This window comes from Bradyrhizobium sp. LB11.1, from assembly GCF_040549385.1.
Lineage (GTDB): Bacteria > Pseudomonadota > Alphaproteobacteria > Rhizobiales > Xanthobacteraceae > Bradyrhizobium.
Genome location: NZ_JBEPTH010000002.1, coordinates 512,061 through 526,399 on the forward strand (window position 1 = coordinate 512,061; position 14,339 = coordinate 526,399).

Genomic DNA, 14,339 nt, shown 5'->3' on the forward strand with positions numbered 1-14,339 from the left:
CGCCCGATCGCGCTCCCCGCGACGCCCCTTTAGGAGCGGTCGGCTGTGCTTTTACGAAGGTTTCGTGACAGTCGAATGACACCGATAAGTAATTGAAATTGCTAGTCTTTAAGCCCTAAACTAAAGTCTTGGCCTGGGGAAAACAGGCGATGAAAGTGGCGCCCTGCTTGGGCACGCTTTCGATCAAAAGACGGCCGCGGTGACGGTTAAGAATATGTTTCACGAGCGATAATCCGAGCCCCGTCCCGCCCTGGGAACGGCTGTCGCCGACGTCAACCCGGTAAAAGCGCTCGGTCAGGCGCGGCAGGTGCTCGGGCGCGATGCCGGGGCCGAAATCCCGCACCATGACCCGGATTTCCTGAGTTCCATCAGTCGCTGGGGTCGTTGTCAGCGACACAATGACGCGGCCGCCGGAGGCGCCGTATTTGAGCGCGTTCTCGATCAAATTCTCGAACAGACGGAGCAATTCCTCGCGGTCGCCTGCGATCATCACCGGCGTTTCCGGCAGATGGGTCTCGACCTCGACCTGACGTTCCCGGGCCAGCGGCTCGAGCCCATCGGCGACCTGGAAGATGATCGGCAGCAGGTCGACCAGCGTGTCCGGCCGCACATGGGCCGACAGTTCCACCCGCGACAGCGACAGCAGATCGTCGATCAGGCGCGCCATGCGGGTCGCCTGGTTGTGCATGATGCCGAGGAAGCGCTCGCGCGCCTTGGGATCGTCCTTGGCCTGGCCCTGCAGCGTGTCGATGAAACCGGAGAGAGCGGCCAGCGGCGTGCGCAATTCGTGACTGGCATTGGCGACGAAGTCGGCGCGCATTTCTTCGACCCTGCGCAGGGGCGTCTGATCGTGGAAGGTCATCAGCATGCATTTGTCGGCGCCGCCGAAATTGGTCGGCACCGGAACCGGCGTGATTGTCAGCTCCATCCAGCGGTCGACCGGCACATGGTCGAGATAGGTTGCGCGCCGCGACTCCGTGGTGGCAATGGACTCGCGCAGCGCCGTGATGATCTCCGGCGAACGCAGCGCGAACTGGGCAAGCTCGTTCTTGCGCAGCGCCGGCGCGAGCTGGGCGGCGGCGGCATTGAGATGGATGACGCGGCCGGCGCGATCGAGCAGCACGGCCGGATCCGGCATGCCGGCGACGACGGCGGCCACCGCGGCGCTCTCGACCGGATTGACGCGGCGGGTGTCCTCGCGCGAGGCAGCGGTATCATGCAGCCGCCAGGGGATCAGCGCGGCAGCGGCGATGCAGAAGAACACCGTCACGGCCCGCATCACCGACAATTCGCCGAGCGAGACCACGACCGACAACGCCAGCGCAGCGGCAATCAGGATGATGGTCGAGTGGCGCAGCCGGTCGGACCAGGGCTGCACCCTGGGAGACGAGGGAGCGTCGATCGCCATCGGGACTGGCTTCTCCTTGTTGCCTTTACGCCGGTCAGGCGCCGCTGCTGTCGCGGCGCTCTCTCACATAGGCGGCTTTAGGCGCCGGGCCGGGGTCGAGCTTGAGCGCCGCCTGCTGCAGTCGTTTGGATCTGGCGCCGATGATAACCTCGCGAAACGTCAGCAAGAATACAGAGATGACGAAGGGCGACAGATAATAGAGGACCCGGAACAGCAGCATACCGCCGAGCAGTTCCTCGCGGTCCATCTGCCAGAGGCCGACCAGCATGGCGGCGTCGAACACCCCTAGCCCGCCGGGCGAATGGCTGGCGAAGCCGAGCAGCGTCGCCGAGACGAAGATGACCGCGACCACGACGAAGCCGAGATTGGGCTCGTCGGGGACCAGCACATACATCGCGAGCGCGCAGAAGGCGAGATCGATGATCCCGATCGCGATCTGGAGCAGCGTCAGCGGACCGCCCGGCAGCATCACGGTCCAGGGACCGCGGCCGACGACCCTGGGCTGGGTCCAGACCCAGACCACATAGCCGACCAACCCCACGATGATCATCATCGCGACGATCCGGTTCAGCCAGGGCGGCAGTTGGTCGATCGCGGAGGCCGCCTCCGGATGATAGGAAATGCCGAGGCCAAGCACGGCGGCATTGCCGAGCCAGAAGGTGAGGCCGGCGAGGAAGCAGATTTTTGCGACGTCGATCGCGTTCAACCCATGGGCCGAATAGATGCGATAGCGCACCGCGCCGCCGGTGAAGACGCTGGCGCCGACATTATGGCCGATCGAATAGCTGGTGAAGGCCGCGAGCGCGTTGATGCGATAGGGCACCTGGGAGTGGCCGATCGCGCGCACGGCGAACAGGTCGTAGAAGGTCAGGGTAAAATAGCCTGCGGCGACGAACAGCGCAGCCATCGCAATCTGGCGCGGCTCGGTGCTCTTGATCGCTTCGATCACCTCGAGCATGTCGATGCCGCGCAGCATGTGGTAGAGCACATAGCAAGCGATGCCGATGACCGCGACGCTGATCACAACTCCAAGCTTATGCAGGATTTGCTTCTGGCGCAGAAACGTCATCGCCCTGCGTATGGCTTCCAGCATCTAGACCTCGAACAACGCTTCAGCGGCCAGGGTGGCCGGCGAACAGGCGGACGACGCACAGGCACTCAACGAACCCTCACCGCCGGCTCCGGCCTCGCGCATGCCCCCCGCCCCTCCACTAGCGCGTTTCGGGGCGGAGTGGAATTCGCCAATGTGAACAAAATCACGTGGCTTCAATATTTTAGGCAGGTTTGCGGGCTGAGGATGCACGGTTTGGCGCTTTCGGCGGCAGGGCTGACACGAATCTCCATGGCAATCCTGCGCAGGGGCCATGAAGTTTTGATGATTCCGACCGGACAATGTTCCGCTGCGCCTTAAGTCGAAATCAATCTATGGATTGCATCCACCTGTTGAAAGAGGCGGCGAGCAGAGCTGTCCTTCACGGTTTTCCGATCTGCCCACAGCCCTCGGCCCAGCCGCCTGCCCCGGTGGTCGGGTGCAAGGCAACATCACAGAGCGGCCGCAGGCTGGCTGCGCGAGACCACCCAATAGCGCAACCATGCGCCGATGGTGCAGCCGACGAGGTAGCAGGCGAACATGATCAGGCCGAGGTCGAGCCAATAGCCGATGCGGCCCGGGACCACATGCGCGAAGGAGGCCGCGACCAGGCCCGCGACCAGCGCGGCGAGCCAGCGCGCCGTGACTTTCGAGGTGCCATTGCCGCGCTGGACCACCGAGATCCAACCCATGCAGAAGCCGAGCAGCACCGAGCCGATCAGCCAGCCCATATGGAACGAGACGAGATAGGGCATCGTCACCTCACCAGAAATTCGATGCGGCGGTTTTGCGCCTTGCCAGCATCGCTGTCATTGCCCGCGACCGGCTGCGTGCTGCCGTAACCGACCGCGGTAAAGCGGTCGGCCGGTAAACCGGCCTTGACCAGATAGGCGATCACCGCCTGCGCGCGCTTCTCGGAAAGCGCCTGGTTGAAAGCATCTTCGCCGTCGGCATCGGTGTGGCCCACAACCTCGATATTGGTGGTGGGGCAGCGCAGCGCCGTCTCGATCAGATGATCGAGAATGCCGGCGGAGTCGGGATCGATGTCGGCGCGCTTGGATTCAAAGCGGATCTTGCCCTTGGCCAGAAGCTCCGAGAACAATTGCTGGCAGACGGTGCCGTCGACCGGCCCCGCCGCGGGCTTCACGGTGATCTCAGGCTTGTATAGCCAGGTTTTTGGAAAGTCCTTGCCAAGGCCGGCGCGGATGTCGTTGGCCGCACCTTCGTACAGCGCATCGCCCGACAGCTTCACCTCGCGATCGGACACCACGAGCGTGCCGGTCGACAGCCGTGACAGCGCACCGAGCGCTGCAACCACGGCGGTGTTGAAGGAGCCGGGCGCGCCGATGCTGGCCTTGAGATTGTCGACGACCTTCTCGGTGAAGAATTTTCGCGCCGCGCTGGTTGCGATCGCCGCATGCACGTCATTGTCGGGCACGTAGCCGGTCAGCGTCACGGTGGCGGCGACAGGATCCTTGTAGGCCTGGAAGATGTAAGGCGGTGCCTGGATCTCGTTGGCGGCGATCGAAAAGCCTTCGGGCAGATTTTTCAGCGCAGCCGCAATCGCTTCGCGGCCGCCGAGGTCACGCGCCATGCCCGACAGATTGACCTTGGTGTCGGAGATCGTGATCTTGCCGTTCTTCAGCTTGCCGATCTGGTCGAGCAGCAGCATCGCGGCCGCCTCGAAACGCGCCGGCGCGCCGCGCGCCAGGCCCATCTGATCGGCGACCTCGGTCCCGTTGACCTCCTTGCGCGCGGCTTCCGCCAGGCGCGCCTTCATCGACGGCAGCGGCGCGGAGCCCGACAGCGTCACCCGCACCACGTCACGCTCGGCGTTCCAGACGAAGGGCTTTGCTTCCGGAGCAAGGCGGGTCTGGTCATCGACCAGCCGCACGCCGGGAACCATCTCGACGGTTGTCACGGCGTCCCGCCGCCCCTCCTCGGAGAAGGCATCCGCGGCCAGGCTGACGTCACGGCCATCCACGGCGATCCGGGTCTTGTCCAGGACGGTGTCCTTGAGCGCAGCCGAGCTGCGGGCCGTCAGGTCCGCCTCGACCGGCAAAGTGTTGTTCCAGACCGCAAATCCCCACATGACGGCCAGGGGAATCAGCCCCGGCCACCATTTGCTGGCCCACCTGAAAAGCATCTGCATTCGACGACCCGAACTCTGGAACCGGAGACAAAACAAACCCTTGGCAGGCTGTCAAACCGGAAATGGGGCCCTTTCAGGGGCCGCGCGTGGACAATTGGAATAACTTTTTCTTCAAGGGTCATTCTTTAAATTGGGGGCGGAATGCCCAAGGGTCGACCAGCCGGTCATGAAACAACTCCGTAACAACGTCATTCGCGCCGGGCTGGGAGCACTCTATTTCAGCGGGGCGCACCATCTGCTGCGTCCGCTGCTGTCGGGCGTCGGCGCCATTTTCATGCTGCACCATGTGCGGCCGGCTCGTGAGGGCGCGTTCCAGCCGAACCGGCATCTCGAAGTCACGCCCGATTTCCTGCGCGCGACGCTGTGCCATTTGCGTTCGCGCGAGATCGACATCGTCAGCATGGACGAGCTGCACGAACGGCTGGTGCAGGGCCGCTTCGACCGCCGCATCGCCGCCTTTACACTCGACGACGGCTATCGCGACAACTGGGAGTACGCCCTGCCTGTGCTGCGCGAATTTGACGCGCCCGCGACCATCTACGTCGCCAGCGACTTCGCCGAAGGTACCGGACGGCTGTGGTGGGCTGCGCTCGAGGCCGTCATCGCCAGGGCCGAGCAGGTCGACGTAAGAATCGGCCATTCCGCGCTCCGGCTCGATGCAACGACGCCAGCCGCGAAGCAGGCGGCGTTTGACCGCCTGCATGACTGGCTGCGCGCGCTGCCGGGCGAGCAGGATCTGAAGCGCGAGATCGAAGCGCTCTGCGCCGCGCACGGTATCGACATGGAAGCGCTGTGCCGCAGCCTCTGCCTGTCCTTCGACGAGGTGAAGCGGCTCGCGGCCGACCCGCTGGTCACGATCGGCGCTCACACCGTCAGCCATTGCAATCTCGCCAAGCAGAGCGAGGAGATCGCCGCGCAGGAGATGGCAGTAAGCCGGATGCGGATCGAGAACGCGCTGGAGCGTCCGGTGCTGCATCTCGCCTATCCCTATGGCGACCGCGACGCAGCGGGGATGCGTGAATTCGCGCTGGCCGCGTCCGCCGGCTTCAAGACCGCGGTGACGACACGGCCCGGCATGCTGTTCGCCGAGAACGCCGGCCACATGACCGCGCTGCCGCGCGTCTCGCTCAACGGCAACTACCAGGATGCGCGGATCTTGCCGGTGCTGACATCGGGCGCGGCGACCGCGATGTGGAACGGGTTTCGCAGGTTTGCCGCGGCATAGTTGACTCCCCTCCCCGCCACGCTCAAAACGTCGCCAACCAAGGGAGGCACCATGCTCAACGATCTATTCTCGCTCAAAGGCCGTATCGCACTCGTGACCGGCGGCTCGCGCGGCATCGGCAAAATGATCGCGGCAGGCTTCCTCGCGCAAGGCGCTGCCAAGGTCTACATCACCGCGCGCAAGGCAGGTCCCTGCGAAGCCACGGCGAAAGAGCTCTCGGCGCAATATGACGGCGAATGCATCGCGCTGCCGATCGACATCTCGACCGTTGAAGGCTGCGACAAGCTCGCCTCCGAAATCATCAAGCTGGAACCGAAGCTCGACATCCTCGTTAACAATGCCGGCTCTGCCTGGGGCGCGGAGTTCGACGAATTCCCCGAGAACGGCTGGGACAAGGTGATGGACCTCAACGTCAAGTCGCTGTTCTTCCTGACCAAGGCGCTGGCCAAACCGCTGCGCGCGGCGGCGTCGCACGAGCGGCCCGCCAAGATCATCAACATCGCGTCCGTCGACGGCATCTTCGTCAATCCGGGCGAGACCTATTCCTATGCCGCGAGCAAGGCCGCGGTGATCCATCTGACGCGGCGCATGGCGACGAAGCTGATCAAGGACAACATCAACGTCACCGCGATCGCGCCGGGTGCGTTCAAGTCCGACATGAACCGCGCCGCGCGCGACCACTCGGATGACGTCGCCAAGCGCATTCCGGCCCGGCGCATCGGCACCGACGAAGATATGGCGGGCGTCGCGATCTATCTCGCCTCGCGTGCGGGGGATTACGTGGTCGGCAACACGATCGCGGTCGATGGCGGTGTGGTTTATGCGAATGCCGGGCTGGAGATTGCGGGGTAGGCGACGGCCAGCGCCTCGCCCTCACCACACACTCGCTGTCATGCCCCGGCTCGACCGGGGCATCCAGTACGCCGCGGCCTCTCGGTAAATCAACGAACGTCTCTGGAACACTGGATCACCCGCTTTCGCGGGTGATGACAGTCTTTGTTTGGTTCGAGCGTTAGGCCCTGACACCTATGTCTCGATCTTCACGTATTCGAAATCGCCAGGTTTGTTGTCGATGCCGACTTTCGGCGGCGAGATCCAGGAGGCGAACTTGCCGCTCTCGGTGACGGGCTGCATCAGCGAGGTGATGAAGTCACCGTCGGCGGTCGAGGGCAGCCAATCATCCTTGCGCTTCGCCCAGGTCGCCTCGTCGATCAAGAGACCATCCGGCGTCGCATGGATGCTCTTGAACTCGCCGATGTGGCGATGGAAGGCGACGTTCGGCAGCTTGAGCTGGAAGTTGTAGCCCGCGGTCGAGATGACCTTGTTCCAGCGCAGCATGCCCTTGACGCAATCCTGGCTGTAATCGTCGCGCAGGCGCATGTTGAGCGCGGTCAGCGCCGGCTCGTCGACCAGCTTGATCTCGCCGTCGATGAACTTCAGCACTGGATAGGTCGCGTTCTTGAGTTGGTGATCGTCGTCGATCTGGGTCTCGTGATAGCGGCCCTTGACGCCGGTGTTGAAGGCATTCGCCGCGTTGGTCGAGACTTCCGAACCGAACAGATCAAGCGACAGCGTGTAGTGCAGATTCAGCTTCTTCTGGATCGTCGGCAAATCGATCACGCCGAGCGCGCGGACCTTGGCGATGTCGGTCGGATCAGTGATGCCGGCTTCACGCATCGCGTCGCAGGTGCGCTGCACGACGCGGGTAATGCCGGTCTCGCCCACGAACATGTGGTGCGCTTCCTCGGTCAGCATGAAGCGGCAGGTGCGCGACAGCGGATCGAAACCCGACTGCGCCAGCGAGTGCAGCTGCATCTTGCCGTCGCGGTCAGTGAAGTACGTGAACATGAAGAAGGACAGCCAGTCCGGCGTAGCCTCGTTGAAGGCGCCCAGCATGCGTGGCGCGTCGGCATCGCCGGAGCGACGGCGCAGCAAATCATCGGCTTCTTCACGGCCATCGCGGCCGAAATATTTCTGAAGCAGATAGACCATCGCCCAGAGATGGCGGCCTTCCTCAACGTTGACCTGGAACAAATTGCGCATGTCGTAGAGCGACGGCGCGGTCTTGCCGAGATGGCGCTGCTGCTCGACCGAGGCGGGCTCGGTGTCGCCCTGGATCACGATCAGGCGGCGCAGCATGGCACGATATTCACCCGGGACTTCCTGCCAAGCAGGCTCGCCAAAATGCTCACCGAAGGGAACGACGCGATTCTCTTCCTGCGGCGCAAGCAGAATGCCCCAGCGATAGTCGGGCATGCGGACATAGTCGAACTTGGCCCAGCCGCGCGGATCGACGGAGTAAGCGGTCCGCAAATAGACCAGCGATTCCTGGAAACCTTCCGGCCCCATGTCGCTCCACCAATCCATGTAGCCGGGATGCCAGCCTTCGAGCGCCTTCAGCACCTGGCGGTCTTCAGCGAGATTCACGTTATTCGGAATCTTGGTCGAGTAGTCGACGTTCATGATGTTCATATTCATTGGGAGCTCTCCCGCGTTGAACCTGATCGTTTCCCGCGAATAGCGAATGGCGAGTCGCGAATGGAGATCCCTGTTCGCTATTCGCCACTCCCTGTTCGCTACACTCTCGTCATATCGAATTTCGGCTTCTGCCCGCTGCCGTAGCGCCGCAGCGCGCCTTCCTCGCCGACGGCGTTCGGGCGCTGGAAGATCCAGTTCTGCCACGCGGTCAGGCGCGAGAAGATTTTTGATTCCATCGTCTCGGGGCCGACGAAGCGCAGGCTCGCTTCCATGCCGGTGAGGCTGTCGGGCGAGAAGCTGGCGCGCTCTTCGAGAAACACGCGGACCTCGTCGTCCCAATCGATGTCGTCGAGCGCGAAGGTCACAAGGCCGAGCTCTTCCGCCTGTTCGGCATCGAGCGCGGTGCCGAGCGTGGCTTCCGCGCGCTCCACGTCCGCCGGATCGGCCTGGAAGCGCGACTCCAGTCGCGTCAGGCCATGGCTCATCGGATACGGACCGAAATTCATGGCTGACAGTTCGATCGACGGCGGCGGCTGGTTGTCGCCCTGGCGCGTGCCGATCAGCATGTAGGAGCGGTCGGCGGCAAAGACGAGCTCGGCCAAGGTGCCCGCGAAGCAGGAGCCGGGCTCGACCAGCGTCACCAGCGTACGCGAGGTGACGTCGATGCGCTTGAGCACGCGTTTCCAGTAATGACGGATCTCGTTGACCAGCCAGTGCGCCTTGTTGGCTTCGAGGAAGGCGTCGGATGCGAGCACGTGGGCGCGGTCGCCATGGCTCTTGAACACCAGCATGGCGATCTCGAGCTCGTTGATGCGTAAATGAAGGATGGCATCATCGAGTTCGCGTGCCACCTGCAGCGGCCAGAACGATGACCCCTGCGCCATCATGCCGTCGATGTCAGCGGGTGTTGCCGCCTCCGGCGCCTTGATCGAGATGGTGGCGACGCGTACGGCGCGGTCGATATCGACCGTGACGAAGCCGTAGCGCATGCTGGTTTCGTCGATGACGCGATTGAGCGGCGTCAGCGCGATGCCCTTGCCGCTGCCGGCGCGCTTCGAGAGGCCTGCGAATTCCCTGGCGCGCTCGACGACCTTGGCCTCGAGCTTCGAGTTCGGCGCGATCTCGTCGACGAGCCGCCATTGCACGGCGCGCTTGCCCTTGACGCCTTCCTCGATGGTGCAGAAGAAATCGGCGTGGTCGCGGCGCACCTTGCGCTTGTCGACGACACGGGTGAGACCGCCGGTGCCGGGCAGCACCGCGAGCAGCGGCACTTCGGGCAGTGCCACGGCGGAGGCGCCGTCATCGGCGAGGATGATATGGTCGGTCGCAAGCGCGAGCTCATAGCCGCCGCCGGCGGCCGAGCCGTTCACGACCGTGATGAAACGCTGGCCGGAATTCTCCGACGAATCTTCCATGCCGTTGCGGGTCTCGTTGGTGAACTTGCAGAAGTTCACCTTGTGCGCATGGGTCGAGCCCGCGAGCATGCGGATGTTGGCACCGGCGCAGAACACGCGGTTCTTGGCCGAGCGCATCACCACGACCTTCACCCCGGGATGCTCGAAGCGCAGCCGCTGGACCACGTCCGCAAGCTCGATGTCGACGCCGAGATCATAGGAATTGAGCTTGAGCAGATAGCCCTCGAACAGGCCGCCATTCTCGTCGACGTCCATGGTCAGTGTCGCGACGTCACCGTCGACCGCCAGCTTCCAGTGCTTGTAGCGGGACGGTTCGGTCTGGAAATCGATGAATGTCGCGCCGCCTGCGAGGCGCCGATCTTCCCCGGCCATGGGCCACCCTTGAGCTCGTCTTGGTTTTACCGTTAGATGCACAATAATGCATGTTGCGGAGCACGTCCAGTCTCCAATCGCCGATACATGCACTTTGTTTCATGAGGGCGCTTGGGACCGCACGATGGCACCGAGCCCGATCCAGTCGGCCTTGGTGAGCTGGGGACGGCCGAGCTTGGCCTGGAGCAAGGCCGTCAGCGCCAGCACCGGAAAGCTCTCGACAACGCCGTCGCCGGCCGGGGCCGCCTTGCGGGAGGTCAGCGCACGCAGTTCGGTGAGCGCATCTCCAAACAGGCGCACGGCCGAATGCGCCTTCTGCATGCGCAGCCGCAAATTGGCGTTGGCGACATGGATGCAGGCTCGCAGCAGGATACGCTCGCGGCCGCCTTGCGGAGCCGCGGCCCACAGCGCTTGCAGCACCTCCTGCGATTCCCAGAAATAACCGCGGTCGTTCAGTGCGAGCCCATAGCGCAGTGCCGGATGGCGGGCCGGCACGTAGCCGCGGAAGGCCGGCGGCACCAGCGCCTTGGCCATGTCGAGCGTCTCGTAGTCGGCATCCAGCTCGGCGGTCTCGCCGGGCACATAGGCCCATCGCGGCCACGGCAACGGACCGCTCGCATGTGAAGACACATTCACGGATGTGCCTCCGCATGGTCATGCGGCGCGTACCCCGAGTCCCTGATCGTCGCGCAGGGCCGCTTTTGCAAATTGCTCAATCGCGTCAAGCGTCGCTCCGGGCGCTTCACGATGCGGGGAATGACCCGCGTCTGAAATGATTTCTAAATCTACCGGACAATAGCACTCTTCCTGAGCAATTTCGACCTGCCGCAATGTTCCATATTGGTCGTCCTTCCCCTGCACGACCAGGACAGGAACGCGGATATAGGCCAGATATTCCGAGATGTCCCAGTCGCGGAATTTTGGATCGAGCCAGGCGCCATTCCAGCCGTGGAAGGCGTTGTCGACGTCCTTGTGCCAGCGCGCGAGCTTTGCCTTGAGGTCGGTGGTCTCGTAGGTTGTCTTGATCGCGGCGATCGACTTCACCGAGATGTCCTCGACGATGAAATGCGGCGCGATCAGCGCGATGCCTTGCAGGCGGTGATCCTGATGCGCGCCGGCATAGATCGTCGCGATCGAGGCGCCGTCGGAATGGCCGAGCAGCAGGCCACGCTTGAAGGGAATGGCGTCCAGCACTTTCGGCAGCACATCGAGCGCCTCGCGTTGCATGTAGTCGAGCGGCCGCGGCAGCGCGACCGGGCTCGATTGGCCATAGCCCGCGCGCGAATAGACGAAGATGCCGGCGCCGGTGGCTTGCTGGAGCCGTTCCGGAAAATCATTCCACAGGCCGACCGAGCCAAGGCCTTCGTGCAGCATGACGATGGTGGGGACCTCAGAGCTTTGCGGCGCGAGCCATTTGTATTCGAGGCGGGCCATGCCGATCGAGAGAAAGCCGGTGGGGGCGAGATTGGTCATGCTGTCACTCAATTCGCGCCCTCGCGCAGCTTGAATCGCTGAATCTTCCCCGTCGCGGTCTTCGGCAGCGCGTCCACCACGTCGATCCAGCGCGGATATTTCCACGGGCCGATCTTCTGCTTGACGTGATCCTTCAGCATCTCCTGCAAGTCGCTCGTCGCCGCGCCCGGGCGCAGCACGACGAAGGCCTTCGGCTTCAGCAGGCCTTCCGGATCTGCTTCCGGCACGACGGCGGCCTCGAGCACAGCGGGATGCGTGATCAGCGCGCTCTCGACCTCGAAGGGCGAGACCCAGATGCCGGAGACCTTGAACATGTCGTCGGCGCGGCCGCAGAAGGTGTAACGGCCCTCGACGTCGCGGATATATTTGTCGCCGGTGCGGGTCCATGGTCCCTCAAACGTGCGGCGGCTCTTGTGGCGCTGGTTCCAGTAACCCTCGCCGGCGGAGGGGGCGTCGACCAGGAGCTCGCCGACCTCGCCGTCGGCGACGTCCTGGCCAGCCTCGTTGACGAGCCGCACCGCGTAACCCGGCACCGGCTTGCCGGAGGAGCCGTATTTGATGTCGCCGGGTGCATTCGACAGGAAGATGTGCAGCAGCTCGGTCGAGCCGACGCCGTCGAGAATGTCGACGCCGAAGCGCGATTTCCAGCTATTGCCGACCGATTCCGGCAGCGCTTCGCCGGCAGAGGTGCAGATCCGCAGAGATTGGCCGCCGCGCTCACCCTTCATGGCTTCGTCGTTCAGCATCGCCGCGAACAATGTCGGCACGCCGTAAAAGATCGATGGGTTGTAGCGGTTCATCAGTTCGAACATGCGCGCCGGCGTCGGTCGCTCGCTGTTCAAGATGGTCGTCGCACCAACCGACATCGGGAAGGTCAGCGCGTTGCCGAGACCGTAGGCGAAGAACAGCTTTGCGGCGGAGAGGCCAACATCGTTCTCGCGGATGCCCAGCACCTGGCTCGCATAGGTGTCGGCGGTTGCCTGCAAATTCGAATGGATGTGGCGCACGCCCTTGGGCATGCCGGTCGAGCCCGACGAATAGAGCCAGAATGCCGGCTCGTCGGGATGTGTCGCAGCCGTCGTGAACTGATCGCTTTCTCCCGCAATCTCTTCGGCGAGCTGCTTGTGGCCATTCTGCTTGGCGCCGGAGACCACGACATGCTCGAGGTCCGGCATGCGGCCGACGACATCCTTGATGACGGGATAGAGCGCCTCGGATACGAACAGCACGCGCGCACGGCAGTCGGCGAGGATGTAGGCGTATTGGTCCGCGGTCAGCAGCGTGTTGAGCGGCACCGGCACGATGCCGGCGCGGATCGCGCCCAGGAACACGATCGGGAAATCGACCGTATCCAGCATGATCATCGCCACGCGCTCTTCGCGGCGGACGCCGAGACGGCGCAGCATGTTGGCGGCGCGACGGGTCTCGCGCTGCAGCTCGCCATAGGTGAGCCGCGAGACGGTGTCGTCGAAGACGAGCTTGTTGCCCCGGCCTTCCTCGACGTTACGGTCGAGCAGCCAGGTCACCGCGTTGTAGGACCCCTCGCTCACGGTCGCCTCCCCTGAATTTAGAATTATAATTCATAGAAAGACACTGTGACAGCTTGCTGTCAATGCCAGCAGGCATTATGTTTCATTAAAGCGCGCCGCAGGACCTCCTTAAAGAAGGCATCCGCTAAAGAAGGCTCATGACCGACAGTCCCGACGCCGAATCCCGCTTTCTCGAACAGCTCGGCCAGCGCGTGCGCACCATGCGCGCGTTGCGTGGCATGTCGCGCAAAGTGCTCGCCAAGGTATCAGGAATTTCGGAGCGCTACATCGCGCAGCTCGAGAGCGGCAAGGGGAATGTCTCCATCGTGCTGCTGCGCCGCGTCTCAGATGCGATGGGCGCGCATCTGGAAGATTTGCTCCCCTCAGCCGATCCGACGCCGGACTGGCAGATGTTTCGCGATCTCCTGCGCAAGGCGACGCCTGCGCAGATCGCACAAGCCAAGGACCTGCTCGCTGGTGGCAGCGCGACAGCGCCGCGACGCGCGCCGTTCTGTGGCATCGCGCTGATCGGCCTGCGCGGCGCCGGCAAATCGACGCTTGGGCGGATGCTGGCGAAGAAAGTCGGCTGGAGTTTTGTCGAGCTCAACAAGGAGATCGAGCAGCAGAACGGCCTCTCGGTCGCCGAGATCATCGCGCTCTACGGCCAGGAAGGCTTTCGTCGCATGGAGCAGGCGGCGTTGCAGCAGTTGCTCGCGCGCAACGAACTGATGGTGCTGGCGACCGGCGGCGGCATCGTGTCGGAGCCGCTGACCTTCGACCAGATCCTGTCCTCGTTCTACACGATCTGGCTCAAGGCCGAGCCGGAAGAGCACATGGCACGCGTCCGCCGCCAAGGCGATCTGCGTCCGATGGCCGATGATCGTTCGGCGATGGCGGAACTACGCAACATCCTCTTGAGCCGCGAGCCGCTGTACGCGCGCGCGACAGCGGTGGTGGACACCGCGGGACTCAGCGTCGATGCCGCGGCCGCGCGGCTGATCGATGCGGTGCGGCCCGTGCTGCAAAACGAAGCCCGGAGCTTTGGGCTGCGCAGCGTGGCGCTGTAATCCTCCGCTGTCGTCCCTGCGAACGCAGGGACCCATACCGCGCGATCCATCGATTGTGCGCGTTGCCAATCCCGAACGGCCAGTCTTCGCGAATCTGCGCTTCGCTTGTCCGGGACGACAGTGGAGTTTG

Annotated in this window: 12 protein-coding genes; 3 read left to right on the top strand and 9 right to left on the bottom strand. The window is 63.7% G+C overall.

Going from position 1 to position 14,339, the window contains the following annotated elements; all coding sequences use genetic code 11:
* Window positions 1-115 precede the first annotated feature (115 nt).
* The 4 genes from ABIA96_RS06335 to ABIA96_RS06350 all read right to left on the bottom strand — a co-directional run bounded on the left by ABIA96_RS06335 (window position 116) and on the right by ABIA96_RS06350 (window position 4,650).
* On the bottom strand, window positions 116-1,408 hold the full coding sequence (locus tag ABIA96_RS06335; RefSeq protein ID WP_354136157.1) for an ATP-binding protein: 1,293 nt from the start codon (window positions 1,406-1,408) through the stop codon (window positions 116-118).
* Window positions 1,409-1,442: 34 nt separating this feature from the next.
* Entirely contained in the window at window positions 1,443-2,501 is a 1,059-nt protein-coding gene (locus tag ABIA96_RS06340) for a putative bifunctional lysylphosphatidylglycerol flippase/synthetase (protein WP_354136158.1), read from the bottom strand.
* 449 nt (window positions 2,502-2,950) lie between these two features.
* On the bottom strand, window positions 2,951-3,253 hold the full coding sequence (locus ABIA96_RS06345; RefSeq protein WP_354136159.1) for a hypothetical protein: 303 nt from the start codon (window positions 3,251-3,253) through the stop codon (window positions 2,951-2,953).
* Window positions 3,254-3,255: 2 nt separating this feature from the next.
* Window positions 3,256-4,650, bottom strand: coding sequence for an OmpA family protein (locus tag ABIA96_RS06350; protein WP_354136160.1), 1,395 nt, complete (start codon window positions 4,648-4,650; stop codon window positions 3,256-3,258).
* A 166-nt stretch (window positions 4,651-4,816) separates the two neighbouring features.
* Between ABIA96_RS06350 and ABIA96_RS06355 the strand changes: the two genes are divergently transcribed.
* Entirely contained in the window at window positions 4,817-5,875 is a 1,059-nt protein-coding gene (locus ABIA96_RS06355; RefSeq protein WP_354136161.1) for a polysaccharide deacetylase family protein, read from the top strand.
* A gap of 51 nt (window positions 5,876-5,926) precedes the next feature.
* The gene (locus ABIA96_RS06360; protein ID WP_354136162.1) at window positions 5,927-6,727 is read left to right on the top strand and encodes an SDR family oxidoreductase; all 801 of its coding nucleotides are present in this window, start codon (window positions 5,927-5,929) and stop codon (window positions 6,725-6,727) included.
* 174 nt (window positions 6,728-6,901) lie between these two features.
* Here ABIA96_RS06360 and boxB read toward each other — a convergent pair whose 3' ends face one another.
* The 5 genes from boxB to ABIA96_RS06385 all read right to left on the bottom strand — a co-directional run bounded on the left by boxB (window position 6,902) and on the right by ABIA96_RS06385 (window position 13,163).
* Window positions 6,902-8,353: a benzoyl-CoA 2,3-epoxidase subunit BoxB gene (boxB, locus tag ABIA96_RS06365; protein ID WP_354136163.1), complete on the bottom strand. Its 1,452-nt coding sequence runs from the start codon at window positions 8,351-8,353 to the stop codon at window positions 6,902-6,904.
* A gap of 98 nt (window positions 8,354-8,451) precedes the next feature.
* Window positions 8,452-10,140 carry a 2,3-epoxybenzoyl-CoA dihydrolase gene (boxC, locus tag ABIA96_RS06370; RefSeq protein WP_354136164.1) on the bottom strand — a complete coding sequence of 563 codons (1,689 nt, stop codon included), beginning with the start codon at window positions 10,138-10,140 and terminating at the stop codon, window positions 8,452-8,454.
* Window positions 10,141-10,239: 99 nt separating this feature from the next.
* Window positions 10,240-10,776, bottom strand: a complete 537-nt coding sequence (locus ABIA96_RS06375; protein ID WP_354136165.1) for a DUF309 domain-containing protein — start codon at window positions 10,774-10,776, stop codon at window positions 10,240-10,242.
* A gap of 18 nt (window positions 10,777-10,794) precedes the next feature.
* Window positions 10,795-11,613, bottom strand: coding sequence for an alpha/beta fold hydrolase (locus tag ABIA96_RS06380; RefSeq protein WP_354136166.1), 819 nt, complete (start codon window positions 11,611-11,613; stop codon window positions 10,795-10,797).
* Window positions 11,614-11,621: 8 nt separating this feature from the next.
* Window positions 11,622-13,163, bottom strand: a complete 1,542-nt coding sequence (locus ABIA96_RS06385) for a benzoate-CoA ligase family protein (RefSeq protein ID WP_354136167.1) — start codon at window positions 13,161-13,163, stop codon at window positions 11,622-11,624.
* 137 nt (window positions 13,164-13,300) lie between these two features.
* Here ABIA96_RS06385 and ABIA96_RS06390 point away from each other — a divergent pair, with 137 nt between their 5' ends.
* Window positions 13,301-14,209, top strand: a complete 909-nt coding sequence (locus ABIA96_RS06390; RefSeq protein WP_354136168.1) for a helix-turn-helix transcriptional regulator — start codon at window positions 13,301-13,303, stop codon at window positions 14,207-14,209.
* The last annotated feature ends 130 nt before the right edge of the window (window positions 14,210-14,339 follow it).

Bases quoted from the DNA above. Each gene is read 5' to 3' on its own strand.
- ABIA96_RS06335 (WP_354136157.1), bottom strand. From the start codon at position 1,408: ATGGCGATCGACGCTCCCTCGTCTCCCAGGGTGCAGCCCTGGTCCGAC.
- ABIA96_RS06340 (WP_354136158.1), bottom strand. From the start codon at position 2,501: ATGCTGGAAGCCATACGCAGGGCGATGACGTTTCTGCGCCAGAAGCAA.
- ABIA96_RS06345 (WP_354136159.1), bottom strand. From the start codon at position 3,253: ATGCCCTATCTCGTCTCGTTCCATATGGGCTGGCTGATCGGCTCGGTG.
- ABIA96_RS06350 (WP_354136160.1), bottom strand. From the start codon at position 4,650: ATGCAGATGCTTTTCAGGTGGGCCAGCAAATGGTGGCCGGGGCTGATT.
- ABIA96_RS06355 (WP_354136161.1), top strand. From the start codon at position 4,817: ATGAAACAACTCCGTAACAACGTCATTCGCGCCGGGCTGGGAGCACTC.
- ABIA96_RS06360 (WP_354136162.1), top strand. From the start codon at position 5,927: ATGCTCAACGATCTATTCTCGCTCAAAGGCCGTATCGCACTCGTGACC.
- boxB (WP_354136163.1), bottom strand. From the start codon at position 8,353: ATGAATATGAACATCATGAACGTCGACTACTCGACCAAGATTCCGAAT.
- boxC (WP_354136164.1), bottom strand. From the start codon at position 10,140: ATGGCCGGGGAAGATCGGCGCCTCGCAGGCGGCGCGACATTCATCGAT.
- ABIA96_RS06380 (WP_354136166.1), bottom strand. From the start codon at position 11,613: ATGACCAATCTCGCCCCCACCGGCTTTCTCTCGATCGGCATGGCCCGC.
- ABIA96_RS06390 (WP_354136168.1), top strand. From the start codon at position 13,301: ATGACCGACAGTCCCGACGCCGAATCCCGCTTTCTCGAACAGCTCGGC.